General features: G+C 35.4%; 22 protein-coding genes and 1 pseudogene. 13 read left to right on the plus strand and 10 right to left on the minus strand.

Annotated elements, in window-relative coordinates:
- Window positions 1-168: 168 nt before the first annotated feature.
- The 10 genes and pseudogenes from F907_RS01200 to F907_RS01155 all read left to right on the plus strand — a co-directional run bounded on the left by F907_RS01200 (window position 169) and on the right by F907_RS01155 (window position 10,773).
- Window positions 169-1,251 carry a helix-turn-helix domain-containing protein gene (locus F907_RS01200; RefSeq protein WP_000148670.1) on the plus strand — a complete coding sequence of 361 codons (1,083 nt, stop codon included), beginning with the start codon at window positions 169-171 and terminating at the stop codon, window positions 1,249-1,251.
- A 205-nt stretch (window positions 1,252-1,456) separates the two neighbouring features.
- Window positions 1,457-1,636 (plus strand): hypothetical protein, encoded by a 180-nt coding sequence (locus F907_RS01195; protein ID WP_001141890.1) that lies wholly within the window; start codon window positions 1,457-1,459, stop codon window positions 1,634-1,636.
- A gap of 114 nt (window positions 1,637-1,750) precedes the next feature.
- The gene (locus F907_RS01190; RefSeq protein ID WP_000211631.1) at window positions 1,751-2,764 is read left to right on the plus strand and encodes an SMODS domain-containing nucleotidyltransferase; all 1,014 of its coding nucleotides are present in this window, start codon (window positions 1,751-1,753) and stop codon (window positions 2,762-2,764) included.
- Window positions 2,764-4,476 (plus strand): ThiF family adenylyltransferase, encoded by a 1,713-nt coding sequence (locus tag F907_RS01185; protein WP_004756392.1) that lies wholly within the window; start codon window positions 2,764-2,766, stop codon window positions 4,474-4,476. Before F907_RS01190 ends, F907_RS01185 begins: the two co-directional genes overlap by 1 nt.
- Before the next feature lie 5 nt (window positions 4,477-4,481).
- Entirely contained in the window at window positions 4,482-4,943 is a 462-nt protein-coding gene (locus tag F907_RS01180) for a Mov34/MPN/PAD-1 family protein (protein ID WP_004756394.1), read from the plus strand.
- 2 nt (window positions 4,944-4,945) lie between these two features.
- Window positions 4,946-6,340 carry a CD-NTase-associated endodeoxyribonuclease Cap4 gene (gene cap4, locus F907_RS01175; protein ID WP_004756395.1) on the plus strand — a complete coding sequence of 465 codons (1,395 nt, stop codon included), beginning with the start codon at window positions 4,946-4,948 and terminating at the stop codon, window positions 6,338-6,340.
- Window positions 6,341-6,384: 44 nt separating this feature from the next.
- On the plus strand, window positions 6,385-8,280 hold the full coding sequence (locus F907_RS01170) for a hypothetical protein (protein ID WP_005249671.1): 1,896 nt from the start codon (window positions 6,385-6,387) through the stop codon (window positions 8,278-8,280).
- Between the two features lie 40 nt (window positions 8,281-8,320).
- A protein-coding gene (locus F907_RS01160; RefSeq protein ID WP_111804964.1) for an IS3 family transposase occupies window positions 8,321-9,396 on the plus strand; the annotation gives its coding sequence in 2 pieces (ribosomal slippage) (window positions 8,321-8,573 and window positions 8,573-9,396; 1,077 coding nt in all).
- Between the two features lie 167 nt (window positions 9,397-9,563).
- Window positions 9,564-9,768, plus strand: a pseudogene (locus tag F907_RS18690) (transposase domain-containing protein); the annotation flags it as partial.
- Between the two features lie 129 nt (window positions 9,769-9,897).
- On the plus strand, window positions 9,898-10,773 hold the full coding sequence (locus tag F907_RS01155) for a LysR family transcriptional regulator (RefSeq protein WP_004756399.1): 876 nt from the start codon (window positions 9,898-9,900) through the stop codon (window positions 10,771-10,773).
- A gap of 48 nt (window positions 10,774-10,821) precedes the next feature.
- Here the strand turns inward: F907_RS01155 and F907_RS01150 are convergent, their stop codons facing one another.
- Genes F907_RS01150 through F907_RS01110 form a run of 9 tightly spaced genes read right to left on the minus strand, consistent with a single transcriptional unit; the run spans window position 10,822 to window position 18,714 of the window.
- Window positions 10,822-11,883: an NAD(P)H-dependent flavin oxidoreductase gene (locus tag F907_RS01150; protein WP_004756400.1), complete on the minus strand. Its 1,062-nt coding sequence runs from the start codon at window positions 11,881-11,883 to the stop codon at window positions 10,822-10,824.
- A 33-nt stretch (window positions 11,884-11,916) separates the two neighbouring features.
- Window positions 11,917-13,152, minus strand: coding sequence for an amino acid--tRNA ligase-related protein (locus tag F907_RS01145; RefSeq protein WP_004756402.1), 1,236 nt, complete (start codon window positions 13,150-13,152; stop codon window positions 11,917-11,919).
- 18 nt (window positions 13,153-13,170) lie between these two features.
- Window positions 13,171-13,410, minus strand: a complete 240-nt coding sequence (locus tag F907_RS01140) for a hypothetical protein (RefSeq protein ID WP_004756404.1) — start codon at window positions 13,408-13,410, stop codon at window positions 13,171-13,173.
- Window positions 13,407-13,751, minus strand: coding sequence for a DsrE family protein (locus F907_RS01135; protein WP_004756406.1), 345 nt, complete (start codon window positions 13,749-13,751; stop codon window positions 13,407-13,409). The genes F907_RS01140 and F907_RS01135 overlap by 4 nt, the downstream gene beginning before the upstream one ends.
- Window positions 13,748-14,098 (minus strand): DsrE family protein, encoded by a 351-nt coding sequence (locus F907_RS01130; RefSeq protein WP_004756408.1) that lies wholly within the window; start codon window positions 14,096-14,098, stop codon window positions 13,748-13,750. Before F907_RS01130 ends, F907_RS01135 begins: the two co-directional genes overlap by 4 nt.
- Window positions 14,095-15,405, minus strand: a complete 1,311-nt coding sequence (locus tag F907_RS01125; protein WP_004756409.1) for a hypothetical protein — start codon at window positions 15,403-15,405, stop codon at window positions 14,095-14,097. Before F907_RS01125 ends, F907_RS01130 begins: the two co-directional genes overlap by 4 nt.
- A complete protein-coding gene (locus F907_RS01120; RefSeq protein WP_004756411.1) occupies window positions 15,395-16,921 on the minus strand; it encodes an NAD(P)-binding domain-containing protein in 1,527 nt (508 codons plus the stop codon). The genes F907_RS01125 and F907_RS01120 overlap by 11 nt, the downstream gene beginning before the upstream one ends.
- A 31-nt stretch (window positions 16,922-16,952) precedes the next feature.
- A complete protein-coding gene (locus tag F907_RS01115) occupies window positions 16,953-17,183 on the minus strand; it encodes a sulfurtransferase TusA family protein (protein ID WP_004756412.1) in 231 nt (76 codons plus the stop codon).
- 40 nt (window positions 17,184-17,223) lie between these two features.
- Window positions 17,224-18,714, minus strand: a complete 1,491-nt coding sequence (locus tag F907_RS01110; protein WP_005329741.1) for an aminotransferase class V-fold PLP-dependent enzyme — start codon at window positions 18,712-18,714, stop codon at window positions 17,224-17,226.
- Between the two features lie 307 nt (window positions 18,715-19,021).
- On the opposite strand from F907_RS01110, the gene F907_RS01105 reads away from it, so the two are divergent.
- The 3 genes from F907_RS01105 to F907_RS01095 all read left to right on the plus strand — a co-directional run bounded on the left by F907_RS01105 (window position 19,022) and on the right by F907_RS01095 (window position 22,416).
- Window positions 19,022-19,636, plus strand: a complete 615-nt coding sequence (locus tag F907_RS01105; protein WP_227540289.1) for a glutathione S-transferase N-terminal domain-containing protein — start codon at window positions 19,022-19,024, stop codon at window positions 19,634-19,636.
- Window positions 19,637-19,767: 131 nt separating this feature from the next.
- Entirely contained in the window at window positions 19,768-21,657 is a 1,890-nt protein-coding gene (locus F907_RS01100) for an FAD/NAD(P)-binding protein (protein WP_005329743.1), read from the plus strand.
- Between the two features lie 66 nt (window positions 21,658-21,723).
- Window positions 21,724-22,416 carry an SDR family oxidoreductase gene (locus F907_RS01095; protein ID WP_004756429.1) on the plus strand — a complete coding sequence of 231 codons (693 nt, stop codon included), beginning with the start codon at window positions 21,724-21,726 and terminating at the stop codon, window positions 22,414-22,416.
- Window positions 22,417-22,619: 203 nt separating this feature from the next.
- Here F907_RS01095 and F907_RS01090 read toward each other — a convergent pair whose 3' ends face one another.
- Window positions 22,620-24,050: a hypothetical protein gene (locus F907_RS01090; RefSeq protein ID WP_004756430.1), complete on the minus strand. Its 1,431-nt coding sequence runs from the start codon at window positions 24,048-24,050 to the stop codon at window positions 22,620-22,622.
- Window positions 24,051-24,065: the final 15 nt, after the last annotated feature.

The following is a 24,065-nucleotide window of genomic DNA, read 5'->3' on the forward strand; positions in this document are numbered from 1 at the left end:
TATATAGTATCCATAAAAACAAAAAACACTATATATGCATAAAAACAAGCTTAAACCCATTAAAACGAAACATTTTAGGAATAATTTGAAGAAAAATTTGCATACTCTTTTCTGTTCAGTTATTATTCGATTAACTTGATCTGTAAGTCAATCATCTTGGAGGTGAATATGACTCATTTCAATCCTGACATGCTTAGTATTGCACGAAACTTTCGTGGTCTTAGTCAAACTGAACTAATTGCTGAAATGGGACAGTCTATTACCCAGGCTTCATTATCTAAAATTGAAAGTGGGGACTTAAAACCCTCCGATGAAGTTATCCATAATCTATCCAATGCCCTACATTTCCCTATACGATTTTTCGAACATATTGAAAAGCTAAATGCACTGCCAATTAGTTTGCATGCATACAGAAAAAAAAGCTCTACCACAGCTAAAGCATTGAGCCGCATGAATGCTGAAATGATGTTAAAAATGGGCCATGTACAAACATTAGAATTATTCACAAATGTGCCAAAAAGAAAAAATTCCTTACCAACTTTTAAAATTGGCCTAGATATAAACACTCCTCAAGAAGCTGCTAAAAAACTTAGGTCATTGTGGGCATTAGGGAATGAACCTCTTGAAAACCTAACTGCCACTGTGGAAGATGCAGGGGTTTTAGTCTTTTTATGCGACTTTAAAGATAACAATGTTGATGGCGTATCCTTAAAAATGCATGGTGTGTCTCCATGTGTATTTCTAAATGCAAACCAGCCAAATGACAGAATACGCTTCACACTAGCACATGAACTTGGGCATTTGGTCCTCCATGAAGAGCCATCTGAGTTCATGGAAAAAGAAGCAAATGACTTTGCTGCCGAATTCTTAATGCCAGAAGAAAAAATTATTGATCAATTAGGTTCAACTAATTTAGCTCACTATCTAAGACTTAAAAAGGAATGGAAAACCTCAATGGCAGCCTTAATCTATAGGGCGTCAGAGTTAGGAACTATAACTTCAAGTCAAAGTGCCAATTTATGGCGGCAGATGGCTATGCGTGGTTATCGTAAAGTTGAACCAAATGAATTGGATCGAGAACCGACATATAGAGTAGCTTCAATGCTCTTTGACTACGCAATAGATGCAAAAAAAACATCAACATCTGTCATTAGTGAGTTATCTCAATTATTTGACTTATATGAAGATGACTTTAAAAAACTATATTATTTTGACCTAGATTCAATGGAGACTATTGAGATGGTTTCATAAATTAAAAAGCCGACTCTATTGGGTAGAGTCGGCTTGATAGATTTTCACACAGGAAAGGCATATGGCTCTAAGCCCTACGCATACCTCATGTTAGATCTGGCTGTCAGAACCCCATTCTAACATTTAGGCCCGTAAATCTCAAGATTTACCCGCTTATTTTGGTATGCGCCCTGAAAAACGAGCCGCCAAAATAGGAGGGCTAACAATGCCTACCGAAAATCAAGACTTCGTGTTTTGTAAATCTTATCGCCATAAATCTGGAAAAATTATTGTCCATCCAACTGGATATTTTAAATTTCCCAGAACTCGGCCATTGAAAGAAGAAAAGGATGCTATCCGTAATAAAAAATCGGATGATCCTGATAACTCAAACTCAATATCGTAAACAAGGTTAAATAACCTACTGCTATGCAACAAAGTTCACAGCAGTACGTTACTTAATTTTTCTGATCGCACTTAATTTTATGCCCCATTTTAGTACATGGGCTCAGAGAGAATTATGACAACTCAACAGCAGTTTCTTGACCTACTTTCCGATATTGAACCATCTACAACAACGGTTAATGATTGTTCAAGCGCACATAATACGCTTCGTGATGCTTTAAAAGTGCATAATGAATTCAGCAAAGTACATGTGCATACATTCTTATCAGGTTCTTATAAAAGAAATACGGCAGTACGTCCGACTACCATAGGCGGAATCACACAAAGGCCAGATGTAGATATTATTGCCCTTACAAATCACACAATTAATGATGATCCTCAAATTGTCCTTGATGCAGTACATACTGCATTAAAGGATATTGGATATACCGATCTTACCGTTAACCGTCGTTCAGTAAATGTTAAGTTGAAAAAAGTTGATATGGATGTTGTCCCTATCATTTCAGATGGATATGGCGGCTATCTGATTCCAGACATTCATCTTGAAGAATGGCTAGTTACCAACCCTCCAGCCCATACCGAGTGGACTGTTGAGGTGAATAAAAATGCAAATGGTCGATTTAAGCCTCTTGTGAAGCTATTTAAATGGTGGCGTCGTGAGAACTTGTCTGATTTAAAAAGACCAAAAGGATTCATTTTAGAATGCCTGGTTGCCAAGCATATGAATTACTACGAATCCAACTATGAAAAGTTGTTTGTTTATCTTTTAGAAACGATCAGGGATTCTTATGGGATTTATGCGTCACTAGGCATAATTCCACATTTAGAAGATCCTGGTGTTGCAGGCAATAATGTTTTTTCTGCGGTTACAGCAGATGAGTTCAAAACTTTTTATGAAAAGGTAGAAGAACAAGCTGTTATTGCACGAAACGCCTTAAATGAAACAGATGATGATAAAGCATTAGCCCTATGGCGGCAGGTTCTGGGTAATCGTTTTCCACGTTCGGCATCACACAAAAGTGCAAACTCTGCTGATATGGCCAGCTCTTTAATCCGTTCTGCTCTAGGTGCGGGATTAACCTTTCCATCAACCCCTGTTTATCCAAATAAACCAGGAGGCTTTGCGTAATGGAACTGCTAAAAACACCATTAGAACGCCTAGCTCAAGAACGGCAGTTATTGACTGATCTTGAGAAAGAGAAAAATAGTTTTAAGATTCAGGAGTGGAACTCAACAGACACAAATGAACTGCATTTGAACTTCTCTCTAAAGATAGGAACTATAGATTTTAATGGTGTTTTAGTATATCCAGAGCTTTTCCCAGAGCTACCAGCATATATACGCCCACAAAAATCTGGTGAAAGATGGAGTATCTTGCACCAGTATGGTGGTTCAGGAGTGCTGTGTCTAGAATATGGCCCAGATAATTGGAATACCAATATCAGTGGAGTGGATCTAGTTAGAAGTGCCCAGCTTCTTTTATTAACAGATGCAATGACTGTATTGGAGATGAATGTAGAACCTGTACCATCTAGGCATTCTGAAACAATAGGTCAAAAATTAAGAGGTGTTTCAGAAAGGTTCATTGAAACACCTATGTTACGTCACATACTCTTGGGTAGTGATTCTGAGAAAATGGACTTTAAGATTGCCATCTCAAGCTTTCGAGACAAAACCGTTATTGTTCCAACAAATATTCAGAACAAACCTCTACCTGACATCGTACCATCATTTTCTAATGAAAGATTTGAATTGTCTGGATGGGCGATACGAATTGATTCTGTTCCTCAATTAAAGGAATCCGTAAATGACCGAGTTTCATTAGAATCCTTTTTAGGCAATTTATGGCCTGCTCAAGAGGAATTCACAAATTCCATACAGCCTATATTGTTATATGACTTAAAGGGTAACTTGGAACTATTCTTGATTAATAATACAGCACCACTTTTCGTAAGTTATCCTGCTATTAATCTACATGATGATCAGAATCAAAGATTGCCAGCACAATTTAGCCATCTCAATAATACAAGGATAGCAATTGTAGGTCTTGGATCGTTAGGAAGTAAAATTGCAATTTCACTGGCACGGTCGGGCTGTAAAAACTTTCTACTTATTGATGATGATATTCTGGCCCCACACAATCTTGTCCGTAATGAACTCAGCTGGTTAGATGTTGGCTTTGCTAAAACCCATGCTGTTGAAAGAGCATTAAAACGAACAGTATTAGACATAGAAGTTGAAACGTATGAAATGCAAATTGGTGGACAGGAAAATCCTCATTTAAATTCCAATATCGCTAATGCCATTGCCACATGTAATCTGATTATTGATGCGACAGCAAGCTCACATACATTTCTAACCTTAGCTGCAATTGCTAAAAGAAAACATATACCAATGGTATGGGGTGAAATCTTTGGTGGCGGTGGTGGAGCAATGATGGCCCGTAGTCGCCCAACGTTAGATGCCTCACCTTTAGAGCTTCGCAATCATATTTATGGTGTCTTACAAACGTTGGAACCAATCCCAGAAGGCAAAGTTAATAATTACTGCTTTCAAACACAAAACCAAACATATATTGCATCAGATGCAGATGTAACGGCTCTTGCAGCGTCTATGACGCAGTTCACATTAGATACTTTATGTACAATTGATGAGCAATCCTCTTATCCATATTCAGCATATTTAATAGGGTTCCGTAAATATTGGATATTTCAATGTCCTTTTGATACTCATCCTATCGATTGTTCAGGTGCGTTAGTAACAGAATCTCCTACGGATAAACAGATATCTGAAAGTGAAAATGGCAATTCTATTGAAGAGCCTGAACCGATGAAAGGTTAATACTGATGCTGAAAATATCCATTCCTACTGATATACAAATTTTACTGATAAAAGCCCTGTTGAAGTCTGGAACCCACGAATGTGGCGGTGTTTTAATGGGTGAGCATATAGGTACAAACCATTTTAGAGTTAGCTCATTAACTGTTCAAAAGAGTGGAACGATAGCATCCTTTGTACGTGGAATTACGGATGCTATTAAAGCAATTCGCCTTTTTCATAAATCAACAAACAATAATTATCAAAAATTTAACTATTTAGGTGAATGGCATAGCCATCCTCTCTTTAGTGTACAACCCAGCAGTAAAGACCATCACACCATGAGGGAATTGGTGTCCGATCCAAAAGTTGGGGCAAATTTTGTAGTCTTACTGATTTTTCATTTAAAAAACAATCATCTTGAGGGCAGTGCTCACACCTACCTATCAGATGGTTCCTGTTACCGATCCACCCTAGATTTAGAGAGATAATAATGAGTGCGAGTCTGTTAGAAAAACAATCAACTGGTGGTGCGATTGCACGAGTAGGATTTGAATATCAGGATGCATTTGTATTAAGGAGCTTACCGCTATGGCTTTCACAAAGTGCATTTAGCCATATAGTGAGTGAAGCATTAAGTGATATAGAAGTTTGTTATTTTTCTTCGGAAAAGTCATTACATGTAATGTATGAAGCAAAAAATCACTCCTTAACGGCTACGGAATTTTGGGATGAAATAAGGCGTTTTAAAAGTCTTTTTGATACCCACCCAAAAAACTTTATTTGGTTTAATTTAGTATGCCCAAGTTATAACACCGCTATCTCACCATTAATTTCAAAAATAGACCGATTAAGAGGGGTTGGATCTTCTTATGATGACGACTCTTCAGTTTCAGTGAATGGGCGCTCGGAATACCTTGATTGGTGTGTTGGTAAAAAAATTGATTTCTCTTTAGCTGAATTTGCTCTTGATTATGTTGGTTTCATAACTTTTAATTCTGAGAATAGTGAGTCTATATTTCTAAGTGAAATTCAAGACACAATAAATATTGAACTGCTCAGGAGTCAGGTCAAACAACTAAAAGATCAGTTCAAAAATCTAATTTCTCGTTCATCTTTTGGTCCAATATATCGTAAAGACTTTGAAAGTTTTATTTGCCATGCTCTTGAAGAAGATATAAGTAGAAGTCAGTGGCTATCCGATCCTATAAAAATTAATCTTTCAGCATCATCCAGTCAGTATCAAGACTTAAACTTAGATATTAGTGATTTCAATGGTCCTGATCGTGCTCAAAAAAACTCCAGCGACTGGAACAACCTAATCAAAAAAGCAGTATCGATTGGGGATTTTATTCATAGCAGTGGTGACCGTAGAACCCTCCTTATAGATGGCAAACAAAGAATGTCCAACGCATGTATGCTTGGCTATGTTTTTAGTGCCACACGTAACTTCCTACTTGAAATAGAACATAATGGCCTCGCTTATCGCACTGATGACCATAAACAGAAAGAGGGACAATTTTTTAATAAAATCGACCCTGTTGAGCTACAGGGTGAAACTGAAGCCATAGTTACTATCGGATTTCCTACAACTATAGGTAAAGACATTGACTCTACAATGGATGAAGTAAAGAGCTTACCTAGACTGAATTTAGAAAGCTCTTATGTGATTGATAATATGGAAACTCTAAATCTTGCTGTGAGAGAGGCAAAATCCGCTTTAGTTTCATTCAAATCTGAAAATAAGTTATCTAAATTACACCTCTTTATTAAAGCACCCTCAGTTTTTGCAATGGTCTTGGGACATCGCTTGAATGGTATTTGCGATATCCAGCTTTACGATTGGGTAGATGGGCAATATATCCCTACAGCCGAACTGAACTTATAAGAAGAATTGACTAGTCGATAATATTACCAATAGAGAGGTTGATCATGAACAATCATTCTAATGAAGAAAATACTGATAACTCTTTAGATAAAAAAAAATCACCCGCATTCAAAGTTCTTGAATCCAATGCTGAAAAGTTCTTAATGGTGTGGTGGTATGGGGCGTTAGCAAAAGCTGAACGTAGAAATACCCAACCTAAAGTTCATGTGGCTTTTAGGGAACTTCTGGAAGATTACACACCCACAGATAATTTTATTTTTATTGATGCCAATATAACAGATTTGGTGTCTTGGCCTATTGGCACAGTTTGGCATCATGAACGATTGGTTGATTATCTTCCCTTAGAAATACGGGAGTTTGATATTGACCATACGGATTTTAAACATACCTATGTTCAAACATATAAGCGAGACGAAAAGACTGGGGAAATAGATCATTTCCTCTCAAACATAAATGAATTTTATATTAAGCCAAGCAAACGTGAGAATTGTATTTCTTTCTCCTTAACGGATCAGGAATATAAGGAACTTCTCGTACCTTGTTTTGAGTTTCTGGTTAGAGGGTATGGTCTATCTACTGAACTTCCTAGAATTCTGACAACATACGATGAGGCCGAACGGCATGAACGGCTCTACACTCCTCATCCAGGAGAGGAAGGCACATGGACTGTTCTTATAGGTGATGGCCTTACATTAAATGACCATGTATTTATTGCCTATTATCAATACAGTGAATATACCCAAAATGCTGTAAGGATATTATTTAGCAGTATTGCAAAACATGATGATTTTGATAAAAAAAATCATATATACCCTAAAGTAATGCCATGGCACGAGGAAACGAGAAAGATTCGAGTTTCAGGTTTCAATATTTCTGGTACCAATGCTTTTTTAGGTCTAAGAATTCTTGGAATAGATTTACCAGATCAAACCCTCATCAGAAGTGTCACAAAGGAAGTTCACCAAGTTAAGAAACCTATAGACCACAACGCACCTAAGCCTCCTGAGCTACAACTAGGCTCTGGTCAGATTAATGTATCTGAAGATCAAGGAGGGCGCAGACCATTGTCACAAACGGTTATTTTAGATCATGAATTTGAATGGTTAGGTTCAGGACCCATCGCGAAAAAAAGTAAAACAAAACATGAAAGAACCATTACTCGGTCACAAAGGAAGAAAAATATAAAAGAAACCAATACAGTTGGTACAGGGGAACCTGATAGCTCCAAGGATGTTCTTAATGCCACAATTAATCCGACCACTAATAAAGATAATGCCACAGAATTTGAAGCTCCAGAACAAGGAAGAATTATGGACCTTTGGAATGCTTGCGTAAAAGCACGCTTGTTAAATCCCAGTATTGTCAATGCAGTACACTATTATACTTTTGAAGAAGACTTTAATTACAACGATAAACCCACTCTAATGGCCTTTTCCGTCAATTCAGAAACTTTAGAAAATGAAGATATTTCAGATGGAGAAAAGCAAGCTTATAAAAATTGGTGTTATGCAAATTCAAATAAAACAGCAACTCGCGGAGCATTAGTCATTCGACTATCTCTTAAAAATTGCCCTCCAGTTTATATTTTCGATATACAACCAGCGATTTATATTTCAAATGTAGAGGGAAAAAGCATCCACAAGGAACGTGGGCATTCTGGGCTAGTATTTAGGTCAAAGACCCTAGAACAATTTGAACAGTATATTTCTGATCTCATGAAGAGCTTACCTTTGTCAGAGGGCTCTTATTCGAAAACTCTTCAGGGCTCCAATCTTGTTACCCAATTATTTGTTTTTAGGCGCTCAAAATCTGCTGGCTTTTCAGATGGTGAATCAACTTTATTGAATGCTCTAAGAAAAATTGGAATTACCAATATTCAGTTAAAGGAAAAAACAGAAGAAAAGCCCACGGTAATCCCCCCGAAAAATAAAAGGATGTAAAAGTAGAATTTTCTCTTAAGATAGAAGCAGGAGATTCTGCATGAAAACATCTAAATTTACTGACAGTCAGATCATGTCTATTTTGAAACAGGCGGAGTCTGGCACGCCTGTTACCACTCTTTGTCGTGAACATGGCATGAGTAATGCGACTTTCTATAAATGGCGTGCTAAATATGGCGGTATGGATGCCTCATTAATTGCTCGGTTGAAAGAACTTGAAGCAGAAAATGCCAAGCTAAAAAAGATGTATGCTGAAGAGCGGCTCAAAGCCGAAATCATTCAGGAAGCCATGTCAAAAAAGTGGTAAAGCCATCTTGTCGTCGTCAGATGGCGCAACAAGCTGTTGTCGATCATGCCGTCAGCATTCGCTTGGCTTGCAAGGCATTTAGTATCAGTGAAACTTGCTACCGTTATCAGTCCAAATTGAACGATGACAATGTATTAATTGCAGAGCAGCTGATTGGACTCACTGAGGAAAATACGGATTGGGGTTTTGGTCTGTGTTTCTCTTATCTACGCCATGTTGAAAATTACGGTTGGAATCATAAGCGTGTTTACCGTATTTACTGTGAGCTGGCACTGAATCTACGTATTAAGCCAAGGAGAAGACTGAAACGGCATGTACCTGAACCACTTAAGGAACCGGTTCGAGCAAATCAGGTTTGGTCATTAGACTTTATGCATGATCAGCTGATCGATGGTCGCAAGTTTCGCCTATTGAATGTAATTGATGATTACCGTCGTGAAGGCTTAGCGATTGAAGCAGGTTTCTCATTACCTACAATCCGAGTGATTCGAACACTCAATCAGTTACTGGAATATCGAGAGAAACCATCAGTGATTCGATGCGACAATGGCCCAGAATTTATCAGTCATGAATTTATCAATTGGGCAAAACAACATGGTATACGGATCGAATATATTCAACCTGGCAAGCCACAACAAAATGCGTATATCGAGCGCTACAATCGTACAATGCGTTATAGTTGGGTGAGCAAGCACTTGTTCGATACATTGGAGCAAGTGCAAGATTATGCAACACAATGGTTGTGGCATTATAACCATGAGCGACCGCACAAAGCCAATGGAGGCAAACCACCTCTGATGGCTGCTTAACCTCTACTTTTAACTTCGGTTATTTATGGGAGGATTACCTTATCTATTGAGATTAATAACCTTTAATCTCTAAATTCTTTGGTAACTTAATAGCAGATTTATATCTTTCCATTGCAAGTAATCTTTTAGACATAGGTCACCTATAATGTAAAGATTTTTATTTTTCTTGGGCTTTAGGCAGAAAAAACTGGTTATTTGCAGGATCATTACTTAGAGGTCAACGGGCAGACGAACATCATGACTTTAATTCAGTCAGCCAAACTGAATGGTCTGGATCCGTATGCCTAGTTCAGTGATGTGTTAAAAAGACTACCAACACATAAAATGAAAGACATCGAAGAGCTACTACCACATATGTGGAAGCCTGTTTGAGTCAAGTGGGTTTAATCAAATGCTTACATTTATCGAATAAAAACTGAATCTCTCTAGATGATTAACATTATTTAGTTTATTATTCATTTATTCTGATTTATAAATAACAAATCAATTTTTGGAATAAATATGGATATCAAGGGGTTAAAGGTTTTTAATGCTGTTATTGAAACAGGAAGTTTTTCAGGGGCAGCTCAGAAACTTCATTGTGTTCAGCCCAATATTACTTCACATATCAATAAATTAGAAAGTCTATTAGGTGTAAGATTATTGGTTCGATCTCCTAAAGGTATTTGTCTAACCGCTGAAGGTGTTAAACTTAAAAAATATAGCGATCAGATCTTAGATCTTGTAGATGCAGCATCGGATGATCTTAGTTCTGACAATAATACATTACAGTCATGTCCACTTGATATCGGCATTCTACAAACTGTTAACCAACGTAATCTTATTGATTGTATCCAGCATCTAAACAATAAAACGAAACAACCATTATCAATAAAAACTATGTCTTTAAACCATTTAAAATCAGAATTGATCGCTGGAAATATTGATTGTGGATTAATTAATGAAGAATTAATTCATCCTTGTATCTATAATATTCCTTTATGGAAAGAAACGGCTGTACTTTGTTATAACAATAAATTATTTCCACCACTTACCCAATATTCTAAAGAAATTAATCTTATCGCTTATCCAAAGGGTTGCTATTACCGCCAAATTGGTGAGAAAATTTTATTAAATCAAAATATTAATTTCACAACAATTGATTTCGACAATATTGACAATATATATCAGGCAGTTCTCAATGGTTTAGGGTATGCAGTGTTACCCCATAGTTATATTGAGAGAATGAATAATGATCTTATTACTTTACAAGAGATCCATGATACTGATAGCTCAGTACAAATATGGTTCTCATGTCAAAATCGTTACTTATATAATTTTAAAGAGCTTTATTTACTTCATGACATTCTTATTCACAATGTTTCAGCTAGATGTTAGGTTAATAAGGAAGATCATGTTCTTCCTTATTATTAAAGAAATATAAAATTAAATAGATTTACTTTTGTACCATTCATCTACAAGTGTACTGACTAATTTTTGCATTGAGAGAGGACGTCCCATACCTACACCTTGCCCTGCCCAAAGCGACATAAATTCCGCATTATTTTGTTCTTTTGCCCATTTACGTATAGGCCCAGATAATGCATTCTGAATAGGATAAATTGGTACTGTCTCATTATTTGCCAACTCTCTCATAAATTGATTCTCAATCCCTCTAGCAAGTTTACCTGAGAATGTTTGAGTCAGTTTGGTATCATGACCAGATGAGCTTAGTAATTTATTACGATATGCTGGCGATAAATTAGCTTCATCACAAAATAAAAATGCTGTGCCTAACTGAACCATATCAGCACCAATAGATTGCAGTGCTGCTATAGTTTGTCCAGTCATAATCCCACCAGCAGCGATTAATGGTAATTTTACTTTAGCTTTTGTTTCTATAAGCAGAGGCAATAAAGCCATTCCTCTATCTTCGGATTTTAAAAACATACCTCGATGGCCGCCAGCTTCAACGCCTTGTAAACAAATTGCATCAGCTCCTATAGCCTCCCATGCTAGGGCTTCTTGTACAGTAGTTGCTGTGCCAATGACAAAACATCCTTGCTCATGCAAATTTGTAATTTGTTGTTTATTAAGAATACCAAATGTAAAGCTTGCGATCTCTGGCCGTAATTGCAAAAGGACATCAAACTGTTCACTAAATTTTGGAGCAAATTTAGTAGGTAGCTCTAATGGTGGTAAATTTAGAGAGGTATGTAATTTCTGTAACTTCTCGATATCCAACTTATCCCAATCATGTTTAGGATGATCATTGATGATGAATAAATTAATATTAAAAGGTTTATTCGTAAGCTGACGTATCTTTTCAACGGTAGATTTAATCGCAGAGGGTTCAAGCATCCCCGCACCTAATGATCCTAAAATCCCAATTTCACATGCTTGAGCAACCATTTCCGCAGTTGTTATTCCTGCCATGGGAGCCTGAATAATTGGATACTTAAATTGGAATCTCTCAGTAATCATTTTTGCATGTCCTGATAAAATCATTATCTAACTCCTATAACATTTAATTCTGATTACTTAGGGTTTTAATAAACCTTGAGGTATACGAGGGAATAAAGTTGCTTGGCGTATATCATTTACTCCCATAAAGGTTGCAACAAGCCTATCAAAACCAATTGAAAAACCTGAATGAGGTACACAACCGTGACGACGTATATCAACAAACCAAGCGAATTCATCCAAGTCATGGCCAAAATATTCTAGATTTGCTTTGAGTTCTTCATAGTCAGAAACTCGTGTACCACCACCAACTATCTCACCTTGTCCCATATGAGAAAAGAGATCATTCGATGGGCTTAAATCATAGTTATCTGTACTATGAGCGAACCAAAAGTTTTTTAGACTCATTGGAAAATCAGTTATAAAATATGGTACTTTTACATGTTTACCAATTGCATTGTTATGCTCTTCTGTATAATCATTTCCATAATCAAATAAGTATCCTAATTCGTTAAGTAAAGTTACAGACTCATCATACGTAATACGTGCAAATGGTTTCAGTAACTGATCCAAATGTTCTGTCCCTAACTGAGCTTTTGCATATAAATCGGTATGCTTTTTGAGTTTTTCTGCGATAAAGTGGATTAAGTCCTGTTCCATTTGCATAATTTCATCATTACTAGCCCATGCCAAATCTACTTGCAATTGCCAAATTTCAACCAGATGTATACCTGTTGCATCAGTTTCTCGTCGAAAAGAGGGATTTAATGCATAGACTCTTTCTACCCCACTAACTAGCGCATCAGCATACATCCATGGACTTTGGATAAGAGTCGCAACCTGTTTTCCGTAATAAGGAAACGTAAATACATCACCACTACAAACACAAGATGCATTTGTTAAAATTGGGGTTTGAACCAACATACAATTTTGATCATCCAAAAATTCAAAAGCATATTTTCTAACAAGATGGCGAAACTCTGCTGTAGCTCGAAAGAAATTATTACGTATGCCTAAGTGTCGATGTTCAAGGTCTTTGTAGTTATATTGATTAATATCGATAGGTAATGGCTCTGCTGTATGCAATACATTTAAAGTACATAAAGGATCTTTTTCTGAAATATCACCATTTAATTGTACTATTGATTGTAATGGCAAGTTTTCTAAAAAATGATCTTTATCATCTACACGCCAATTATGTATTTGGTTATTTTGTCGAATCGAGACATTAAAAATCCCTTTTTCCAATAATTGAATTTGTTCAATCCAACCTGCCGCGACCAATTGTTGTTGTGTATTTCTTAGATTTTGCATGTGATACTCCTGATACTATTAGATGGTTAAAATCACTTCATGTTTATTGAATAATTCAGTTAAAAAATCATTACTAATACATTCCGCATATGGAGATATATGCTTCAAAGGTTCTGTTGACCATATAAAATGTGGCTGGTTCGTGAAACTACGGCTAAATATGGATTCTGCAACCAATAAAACTACATCGTTCTTAATTCTAATTTCTTGATACTTTTCAATAGCATTTAAGCTTGTCAAAATAACTAAACGGCTCATAAGAAAAATGCCTTATCATATCGATTGATATATGCTGAAAATTGCTCATTCGTTAGAAATTGCACTGGAAATTTTGTTCCATATTCCTCAAGCCCCCTTTGATCCAAATCGGATTTTCGCACAACCAAAGGAACATCACTTTCTACTAAAAACTTGTATTGATTAGAAAAATTATAAAACGGACTACTATGATCATGATGTAGAAGATAGACAGCATCATGCCAAAATGCAAAACTCACATCGGTATCACTACTAATAGAAAGTGCCATTCGAGCAACTTGCATGTTTATATCAGACATAGCTGGACTTTGACTAAGAACAAATAAAGCGGATACATTCATTTGGAGTCTCCTCCAAAGAAGATGATGCGATCTGCCATATTGTATTGCTCTGCAAACGTCATCATATTTTCTATTTGGATTCCTTCCTGAACATTGCTCTCATCTAATCCAGAAAATTTAGCCATGTTGACGCAAGTAGATACTGTTGCACCTTGAGCAATTAGTTTTCTTAAGCGAATAATATGGTTCTTTATGCTTTGTGTCTGAATAGCATTGTAGATCCCATTACCAATTAAAAAGATGTTGACCTGAAGCCCTTTATCCAAAAAGACCTTAGCCATTTCTAATGCGGCTAATGTGCGACTTTCCCTAGGCCCACAAGCGAGTACAAAGAAAATATTTTTCAATACATGATCCTCATTTCAATTAAAACTACAAATAGTAAGGTTAAAAAACTACTACTGATAAAAAGGAACCTCAAATCTGGTTTGTACCAAGAGTTATCTCCAAGAGTTGCATTCACAGTTAAGTTGATGACTGAACTTGGGGAAATAATGAGTGATTGCACCCAATAACACAGCCAAAGGGTTATAATTATGGGAAGGCTGATTTCATTCGTTAACGGACTAATTAAAGGTGCAACGATACAGAAAGGAATGATGGGATGTAGCCCTATTCGACATACCAAGGGCATAACAATTAGTAATAAAATACAAATTAGAAAGCTAGTTAAATACACTGGTATTTGTGAAAAAATGCCTATTTGTATACCTTCAAAGATATCATAAAGACGTATTGCTAATATGCCACAGGCAATGAATAATATGAGTTCAGGTAGGAGCTTTGTCTGAGCTATATTGATTAATTGAAATAAATCTGAGTGGTTATTAATGATACTGCTAGAAAACCAAGTGATAAAACATGCGATAAATATTGATTGAGAATATGGTTTATGCAGAATAATACTCAATGTTAATAATGTACCGAGAAAAATAATAACAGGTAATAGACTCTTCCACCTATTTATGTTTGTGATTGAAATGTCAGGTGGAGTAATTTCTTTAATGATGTTTATATTATTACTGAACAAATGATTTGATCTATAAGCATTTAATCCAATTAGTGCAATCATAATAACGATGGCAAATAGACTTATAGACATTACACTGAACCAACTAATCGCTGGAAACATGCTTAATGTTAATAGTACAGGCGCAGAAGTAGGAGCTAAAAGGTTAGCTGTAGCAACTCCGCGAGCAACAATATTGGGTATTTCTCTATTGTTTGTCAGTTCTTTCTTACTTAAACCTGCCAACAAGATTGGTATAGTACCCATGTTAAATATAGGTGATATACCAACTGATACACCAAGTGTTATCCAAGGGCGACGATGTTGAGTCAGCCACTGTGAGAGTATCTGACTTATCGCACTATTAGCAATTGCACTTCTCAGGAGATTCAGTGATACCAACATAATTATGACATCTACATATGGCATGAGTTTATGCCATACCGTTGTCCAGTGATTAGGTAAAATGACTGCAAGTATTAATATGAATAGTGCTATCTTTCCACTACGCAGTTTTATCCATGACCAGTGTTGTGTAAATAGAATAGTTAATAATATAAAAACTGCTAGAAGAGCTTGCTCAGGAGCAAAAATTCGCAGCAATGCTAATAATAGCCATAATCCAGAACGTAAATTAATTATCATGTTTTAATCGCTGAGAGATACCATACATTAGTGCTTTACTAGTAAGTGCGGAACCTGCAATAAATTGGCACTTGGGACCTATTCTTTTCATAGCGGCATAGCCACCGAAGAACAGCCCAGGTACACTAGACATACAATTTTCATCTAGTAACGGAAAACCATCTGAACTCTTTATTTGATGTTGTAAATCACTTAAGGGCTTTATTTTATTGATCTCATATTTATAACCAGTGCCAAGAATTAAGTGGTCTACATACTCACATTGCCCACTACGTGCTTTAAGTTCTAATTTTCCATCGGATAAAACATTGGCTTGTATTAAATCGAATTTTGGAATTATTTTTAGCTTATCCCATTGATTAATCAACTTCATTTTTGGCTCAGTAGTTCCTTTTAATAAATAGGATAAGAACCGCTTTTGTATAAATGAAGGTAGACGATAAACAAAACTATCAGCATTCTTAGAACACCATTTGTAGAGATGATTTCCTGGTGAATGTAAATTACGAAAGATGAGATTGCTATCACGAATTAATAATTTTACTTGTGCCCCACTATCAATAGCTAGTATTGCATGTTCAGCAGCACTTTGACCTGCGCCTATTACTGCAATTTTATAATCTTTGGATAAGGTGTTCGGAATATTTGTATCACTTGAATGTGTGAAATTTTTACTAGGAATTTGACGTAAAATTTTTGGAATATTCTCCATTCCTTTAAGACCAGCACACCAAACCAAATTACGACATTTTACAGTTTGGTATTGATCCGCCATTCGTAGTTGTACATTGTAGCTATTGTCCTGATAGTCTACTTTTTCAGCAGTAAATGGTAATGGAGTTAGATTTTGTTTTGTGACGAAGTAATTGAAATACGCTAAAGCTAGAGGCATCGAAACAGGTTGATCAATTGGAACACCAATACACTGAGCAAAGCTTATAAAGTCCATGTCATTTATAGGTGTATTGATACCTGATGCAGCAGCAGGAGAGCGGAGATCATTTGGCAAAATATGATATAGCCAAAAGCTGAATGGTTCGCCAAGCCACAAGTAATTTAAACCAGCATGTTCAGCATGTGCTGCTAAAGAGGCTCCACTAGGCCCAGCACCAACAATAACCAAATCATATGAATTTTCTATTGGAAGCTTTTTCGTTTGTACTTCTAAAGAATCTAAGCCACGTTTAGAGCAGTTAAATGTCAATGATAAACTACCAAGAGTTCCCAATGCAATAATAGGAAAAAATTTACCAGATTCGGAGAGAACACGTTTATCGAGAGTTCTAAGTTTTTGGTCTCTGATATTAGATGGTATATGATTAATAATGCGTTGTTCGATATTTAATGCAGTTAGTGACTCAATGGTAAGTTCATCATAGCCTTCAATCAAAATAAGGCTATTTTTATCTACCCATTTACGATGATGATCAACAATAAGCCATCCTTCACCTTGATTAACACTCAATACTATAGCCAATTTATTTAATATAACTTTTTGTCTTTGCATGTCAGCCATTTTAGCTCTTTCCATTGGTTAAACTTTTGCTCTAAATTTTTATAACAATCAGAAATTCAGTATCATTTATTCTTTGATCAACACATCCATATTCATTTTTCTGACAAAATAAATAGATATCTTTGACAACGTCTAAATGATCAGTTATAACTTCTAGATTTTTCAGATCAGAATTATTTTTAAGCATCCTCTTAATCCTTAATATTGGAATAGGACATCTTAGCCCCTGCAGATTGATACGCCCTAAATCCATATTTTCCATAAAATCCTCATATCGTGATCAATTAAATAAAATATGATTATCAATATTCATTTATGACTAAATTTACAAACTCAACCTCGCCCTTATTTAATTTTTTTAAATGATCTCTGATATATTTTTCCATTACAATTTCAGGTTGTGATAATGGCAAAGGTAGTTCTTTTTCAGATATATGAATAAATCCACCAGTTGTATCTTCAATATATTGTTCTTTGTAATAATCAATATGAGATATGATTTCAATTAGTGCGGAAACAACACAATCTATATCTTCTACAGTGTTGTATAGTCCAAGACTAATGCGAACCATACCTTTATATCGATCAATATAAGCATCAACTTGCTCTTCAGGTAAATCTATGTCATCAGCCATGCTCCAAAGTTCTTCTCGTATGAGTGAACGTACATATGGATGAGCACAAAAGCATTGATTCCTGACAGCAATACCAAAGTAATCATTGAGAATAATTGCTGTGAGTTTATGTGGTAATTTATTAATATTGAAAGAAATAACCCCAACACGATTATGAGGATCTAAATTGCCATATACTGTAATTTGAGGAATCTCGGCTAATTTATTTAACAAATATTGAGTAAGAGATTGTTCTTTTGCTTGAACATTATGCATCCCCACTCTTCGTAGGGTGTTAGCTGTAACACCAAGCATAATACTACCAACAATATTAGGTGTCCCAGCTAATTCTCGGTCAGGGTAAATATTTGAAATGGCATAATCACTTAATGAAACATCAGTAACCATTCCTCCCCCTAAATCGATAGGTTTGGATGAATCTAATAGAACTTTTTTAATGATTAAAACACCTGGTGAGGATGGCGCATACATTTTATGTCCAGCCAAAACCAACGCATCTGCCTTGCATATGGCTAAATCAATAGGCATATGCGGTCCCATTTGTGCTGCATCTATAATGATATAGCTATCATAGCTATGAGCTAATTTAGCTATTTTTTCAATTGGGTTAATGATACCTGTAACATTACTCACTCCAGTAACAGCTACATACGATACATCTTTTGTCTTTAATTCTTGTTCAAGTTTCTCAATATCGATTCCTCCAAGACCAGTTGGTGTATCAAGTAAAGATAAATGTGTTACCTCACTTCGTTGTCTATGTGGTAAATCATTAGAGTGATGTTCCATCAAAGAAACAAGCACACGAGGCTTTGGATTGATTTGTCGTAATATTTGAGATGCTCGATTAATTGCTGCTGTTGCGCCACTACCCAAAAATATACATGTATAAATCTCAGGATCTGCATTAACCAGTTTCAGAATTTCATTAGCAGACCACTCAAAAAGTTGAGTCGATATTTTTGCAGAGTTATGGCTATCACTATGAACATTTGCATAGTACTTTAGATAATCATTAATAAAATTTACGGAAGGTAGGAATGCCAAACTTGATGCTGTTGAATCCAAATAGCATTGTCGAATGTTCGTTCCCAATCTTGTTGGATATTTTGTTTCCAATCCTATAAAAAGGTTTCTAATTTGATCCAGATTTATCATAGATTTATTCACCACATAATATAAAATATTTTAGGCACAACAAAAGCAATTTAAATTACACATAATTACTGCAAAAAAAATCCAGCAAAAATTAGTGTGACAATTATTAACACCACTATTAAAAATATGGAAATAAATAAAAATTATAGACCTATAAAAATTACTTAATTGACAGGTCTTTATATGATCTTTAATTTTACTTCTGTTTTAATACATCAAACGATTTTCTTTGATATTTATTCAAACAAAATCAAATATACAAGCAAGCATAAATATTTATTTTATGTACTTTTAAACAAAAATTTAAATGGTAGTACCTATGAGGCTTATAATATCACCAACATCTCCATATTCCCGCAAGGCAAGAGTACTACTACGTGAAAAAGGTTTAGAAGCTATAGTTACAGAAGTAATAACAAATGTTTATGAGTCAAATCTGGTTACAAAATACAACCCTCTTGGGCGAGTTCCAGTTTTGAAAGATCAGTCACTTAATATTTATGACAGCATCATAATATGTCAATATTTAAATAATTATCAACCTGATATTAAAAAATCAATCTACTCATTATCTAATAGTACATGGGAAGATCAAATACGTGTAGCACTAGCAGATGGAATAATTGATAGTGCCTTACAATTAGTTATAGAAAGCAGACGACCTATTGAATATCAGTCTTCAATGATTATTGAACGTCATACTGCCCACATTCTTCGTGGGCTTCAGGCTTGTGAAGAACAAATCAGTGAATATAAAATCAAATTTGATATCCCAGAAATCGGTTTAGCATGTGCACTTTCCTATTTAAATTTCAGATTACCAAATATTAACTGGGGGAGTAAATATCACGAACTTTACGAATGGTTTGAAAAAGTTAAACAATATAAATCCATGAAAGAAACAGAGTTCACAATACTATAATTTTTTGTTTATAGGTTTATTAACCAAAGAAATGGAGGAAATTAATTTAAACTTACTAAAATATTTTATAGAACAATATTTTTAAGTATTTTTTGTGAATTAATCAACTCCATTTTATTCAAGGAACATATATGAACAAGGTGAGAATTGCTATTATTGGTATGGGGCCTAGAGGTCTTAGTATATTAGAACGGCTTAATGCAATATACAAAATTTCAGATCAGAATCTTAAGTTTGAGTTGCACTTAATAGATCCTCGTGTTTATGGGCAAGGTATTCATACTTCAGAGCAATCAGATCATCTTTTGGTAAATACCATAGCCTGCCAAATAACAATGTTTAGCGATGATTCGGTAACAGATGCTGGACCAATTATTCCAGGTTTATCTATTCTTGAATGGGCAAGGCAGCATGGATACCGAGAATTAAATAATAAATTTCTTTATTTAGGCAATCATATCTGTAATGAAATCAATGCTAATGCTTATTTACCACGTCGTATGTTAGGTGAATATTTATCTTGGGTTTATCGTGAACAAATCAATCAATTACATCCAAATATTAAAATAATTCGTCATCAACAACTTGCATACAATATTGATTCAATGGATGATGGCCAGCAGATTATCACATTGGCGAATGGGTATACTTTTCATGCTGATAAAGTATTTATTACAACAGGTCATGGAGAAAATACACCATCACCACAAGATTTGATGTACCTCAAATTTGTTCAGGAGGTTGCAAAAACCAACCACAAAGCTGATTTTATTAGAAATATTACAAATACTTATTCGTTACATCACATTAGTTCAGAAGCTGTCGTTGCAATTGAAGGTATAGGCCTCACAACATATGACCTAATTTCTCAACTAACCGAAGGTCGATCTGGAAAATTTATAAAAAATACAGATGGTACCTTGAAATATCTTCCCTCTGGTGAGGAACCACATATCCTAGTGTATTCTCGCTATGGCTTACCATATGCAAGTAGAGGAATAAATCAGAAAGGTGCACATGGACAATATCAAGCTCGTTTTTTTACAACCAATGCAATTGATAAATTACGTATAGCTAATCAACAAAATAGAGGCAATGGGCAACTTGATTTTGAGCAGGAATTGCTTCCAATTTTGTTGAAAGAAATGTGTTATGTATATCGATGTACTATAGATAAGAAATGGTACGATATAGAAGCTTATGTGCCTACATCTGATGACTTTACCAAGATTGAGCAAATTTTCTTTGGAAAATTACCAAGTTTGCAAAACTATGAAGCATTCAAGGAATACGCAATAAACTATCTGCAAACAGATATTGAAGATGCCTTAAAAGGGAACATTGATGGTGCTATTAAAGCAACAACAGATATTATTAGGGATATTCGGGATTGTTTACGTTATGCTGTTGATTATGCAGGATTAACACCAACATCACATAAAATATTTATTGAACAATATTGTCCTATTATGAATCGAATTGCTGTTGGACCTCCTGTTATACGTAGCCAACAACTATTAGCTTTACTAAATGCTGGAGTTATTGAATTTGCTTGTGGTCCAAAAGGGCGTGTTGAACTTAATTACCAGACAAGTCGCTTTAACATTATTAGTGAATTTTCTGATGGCTCATATACGAGTAGTGCTGACATTCTAATAAAAGCAAGAACAGATACTTTCTATCCAGCATTAGATAAATCTCCATTCATTGCGAACCTATTAAAGAATGGCACAATCCAACCTTTCTTTAATGGTGATTATCATCCAAGTGGTATAGCAATAAGTCATCATCATCATCCTATCAATAAAAATGGTGATGAAGTGAAGGCACTTTGGGCCCTAGGAAATATAGTTGAAGGAGCAAACTTCTATACTTATGTCTTACCTCGCCCAGGCGTCAACTCACGTGCAATTAGAGATGCAGGTAAATGTGTCTTAGAACTCTTTGAACAATTAGAAACCCATGAAGTAGTTGCCGCCTCAAAAGTAAAGAACAGTCAAGAGCTAATCGAAACTCTCTAATACTAAGTAACCAGCTGAGTTAAAGAGAGATTTATATGTGTCTTCCATTAGATAAATAGGTAAATTATGAAACAAGTAGTTATTACTGGTGCAAGTCAAGGAATTGGTCAAGAAATTGCTAAACTATTTTTGAATCAAGGATATATCGTACATAATATTTCTCGTCATGCACCACAATATTCACATCCTAATTTACGCCATTGGCAAGCAGATATGCTTTATTATGATCAGCTTGAACAAGTAATTCATCAAATTGGTTCATTTGATGTTCTAATTAATAATGCAGGTTATATGAATACGCTTACGGCAAGCTCATATACATGGAATGAAATGCATAACATCATGAATGTGAATTTGATTCACACAATACAATTGAGCATTGATGTTGCAGAAAATATTTTTAAAATACAGCAATCAGGCCGTATTATAAGTATTGCCTCAATTGCAGGGCAAATTGGACACCCTGATATTTGGTATGGCATTTCAAAAGCAGGATTGATTAATGGGATGCGTAGTATGGCTCGAAGTCATGCTCAGCATAATATTCAAACTTTTAGTATTGCGCCAGGTCCCGTTGAAACAGAAATAATGAAAAAGATCCCATTTGAGAGACAAAAACGTTTAAAGGAAGCAACCTTAAATCACAAGTTTTGCCAAGTACAAGAGATTGCCAATACAGCTTTGTGGCTAGCTGATAAGGCACCAAATTGTTTAAGTGGTGAAGTATTTGATTTAAATAATGGAGTGAATTATCGTTAATTATACCAAGAAACTGCTATATTTATTGAACGTTAAGACAGTTAAATCAAGTACATATATCGTATTGGCATATATGTTCAGTATGATATGCTTGATCTATTTTCTATATTCAATCAAAATTATAAGTGAATATAAATAAAAAATATTTATTTTCAATAAAATCAACAATGTAGATGAATTCAATTTCTATTTAAGAAATTTTTTCATAGATTATTAAAATATAAGTTTGGATTTGGTATCCAATATTGCTGATCACCAAGCCTCACTTCAAAGCCATCATCCAGCACCCTAAAATTAATACTATCCATATGATTAAAAATAGATTTATCCAAATTATGGAAATACATCAATCCTAACTTTATCCACTCTAGTGCATTAAAATTTTCCTCTGGGACTTTCATAATGGCTAACAGTTGTTTTTCCAGTTTCTTCATATTACTTTTCTCTGTTATTTTTTCATCTAGTACCCATGACGTATCAAGGTTCGTATCATAATTCTTGTTTAAAAAATTAAGAAAACCAACAATAGCGGAAGCTTGTCCAGGGGACTTAAATAAGTAATATTTTACGTGCCACATTGTTGGTAAATCTAAGCGTGATTGACTTACCAACAGCATTAAAGCAGATGCTGGTTTCATGGCTAAACGGGCAGAACGTATACTTGTTTTCCCTAAATCCATTTTATTTATTAAAACCTGATAGTAGTTCTGAAGAATTTGGGCTGAAAGTGATGAATCTGGACATGAGTTTGCCAGTTTTCTCAGTTGGTCAAATTCAGAACAGTGACCTTTAGATTGTGTATCTATATGCAGATAATGCACTGCAACCAACCACCGGATGGGCAGCTCATATTTGCGTAAACCACTTGTCCTTAGTCGATGTAATAAAGGCGCATAATCTGGGATCTGATCTCTCCAAAGATTATTGGTCTTTTCAAAAAACTGAATATGTTTATGAATTAGCAATGCAGCCTTATGTGGTCCTACCTCATGATCAAGCCAATTCATATATTCTTCAAAGTAACCTTTAAGACTTGGATTCACTAATGTATTAACTAGTTCCTTAATCCTATTGCCCAATATTCTTCGCCATGAACATGATTCACAATATTTTCCACATCCAGCAGGAATTTGTTGCTGACAGGTTAAGCATTGAAGTGGTGGACAGCTTAAACATTTTTTACAAAGCATTTTGCCTGACACAGCATCCTGTTCAACCGACCTATATCTTCTACAACTTTGGCATGTCTGGTAATCACGGGTTGCACACTTTGGGCAAACTCTTAAATTATCCTCAAAACGGCTGATACGAGACAAACGTTGTGATGCCACGCCACATCGCTCACAAGCTTGAAACTCTCTAAAATAAACTGAACAGCTATTACAAACAGGTCCTTGTGCCGTTATTTTTCCTAATGGATATTCTATACGTTGACATAGAATACACGGGCGATTAGTTTCACATTTTTGGCAAACAGCCAATTGATCAGTTTTGTGCAATCTTGAGCTTTTACCACATGATGGGCAATCCCGTTTTTTAAAAACTCGTACATAGCATTTATGGCAATAGTTACGCTGTTTATAGCATCGGTGTATCTTTTCAACCGCATCACCACATTCATCACACTGAGGCATGGCGTTTCCCTCCGA

Source organism: Acinetobacter colistiniresistens (assembly GCF_000413935.1).
In the GTDB taxonomy this organism is placed as follows: domain Bacteria; phylum Pseudomonadota; class Gammaproteobacteria; order Pseudomonadales; family Moraxellaceae; genus Acinetobacter; species Acinetobacter colistiniresistens.

Excerpts from the sequence above, each read along its gene's own strand:
- F907_RS01135 (WP_004756406.1), bottom strand. The coding sequence starts at position 13,751 with ATGAATGTATCCGCTTTATTTGTTCTTAGTCAAAGTCCAGCTATGTCT.
- F907_RS01110 (WP_005329741.1), bottom strand. The coding sequence starts at position 18,714 with ATGATAAATCTGGATCAAATTAGAAACCTTTTTATAGGATTGGAAACA.
- F907_RS01180 (WP_004756394.1), top strand. The coding sequence starts at position 4,482 with ATGCTGAAAATATCCATTCCTACTGATATACAAATTTTACTGATAAAA.
- F907_RS01095 (WP_004756429.1), top strand. The coding sequence starts at position 21,724 with ATGAAACAAGTAGTTATTACTGGTGCAAGTCAAGGAATTGGTCAAGAA.
- F907_RS01120 (WP_004756411.1), bottom strand. The coding sequence starts at position 16,921 with ATGGCTGACATGCAAAGACAAAAAGTTATATTAAATAAATTGGCTATA.
- F907_RS01100 (WP_005329743.1), top strand. The coding sequence starts at position 19,768 with ATGAACAAGGTGAGAATTGCTATTATTGGTATGGGGCCTAGAGGTCTT.
- cap4 (WP_004756395.1), top strand. The coding sequence starts at position 4,946 with ATGAGTGCGAGTCTGTTAGAAAAACAATCAACTGGTGGTGCGATTGCA.
- F907_RS01115 (WP_004756412.1), bottom strand. The coding sequence starts at position 17,183 with ATGGAAAATATGGATTTAGGGCGTATCAATCTGCAGGGGCTAAGATGT.
- F907_RS01090 (WP_004756430.1), bottom strand. The coding sequence starts at position 24,050 with ATGCCTCAGTGTGATGAATGTGGTGATGCGGTTGAAAAGATACACCGA.
- F907_RS01140 (WP_004756404.1), bottom strand. The coding sequence starts at position 13,410 with ATGAGCCGTTTAGTTATTTTGACAAGCTTAAATGCTATTGAAAAGTAT.
- F907_RS01105 (WP_227540289.1), top strand. The coding sequence starts at position 19,022 with ATGGTAGTACCTATGAGGCTTATAATATCACCAACATCTCCATATTCC.
- F907_RS01200 (WP_000148670.1), top strand. The coding sequence starts at position 169 with ATGACTCATTTCAATCCTGACATGCTTAGTATTGCACGAAACTTTCGT.
- F907_RS01185 (WP_004756392.1), top strand. The coding sequence starts at position 2,764 with ATGGAACTGCTAAAAACACCATTAGAACGCCTAGCTCAAGAACGGCAG.
- F907_RS01125 (WP_004756409.1), bottom strand. The coding sequence starts at position 15,405 with ATGATAATTAATTTACGTTCTGGATTATGGCTATTATTAGCATTGCTG.
- F907_RS01195 (WP_001141890.1), top strand. The coding sequence starts at position 1,457 with ATGCCTACCGAAAATCAAGACTTCGTGTTTTGTAAATCTTATCGCCAT.
- F907_RS01150 (WP_004756400.1), bottom strand. The coding sequence starts at position 11,883 with ATGATTTTATCAGGACATGCAAAAATGATTACTGAGAGATTCCAATTT.
- F907_RS01170 (WP_005249671.1), top strand. The coding sequence starts at position 6,385 with ATGAACAATCATTCTAATGAAGAAAATACTGATAACTCTTTAGATAAA.
- F907_RS01155 (WP_004756399.1), top strand. The coding sequence starts at position 9,898 with ATGGATATCAAGGGGTTAAAGGTTTTTAATGCTGTTATTGAAACAGGA.
- F907_RS01190 (WP_000211631.1), top strand. The coding sequence starts at position 1,751 with ATGACAACTCAACAGCAGTTTCTTGACCTACTTTCCGATATTGAACCA.
- F907_RS01145 (WP_004756402.1), bottom strand. The coding sequence starts at position 13,152 with ATGCAAAATCTAAGAAATACACAACAACAATTGGTCGCGGCAGGTTGG.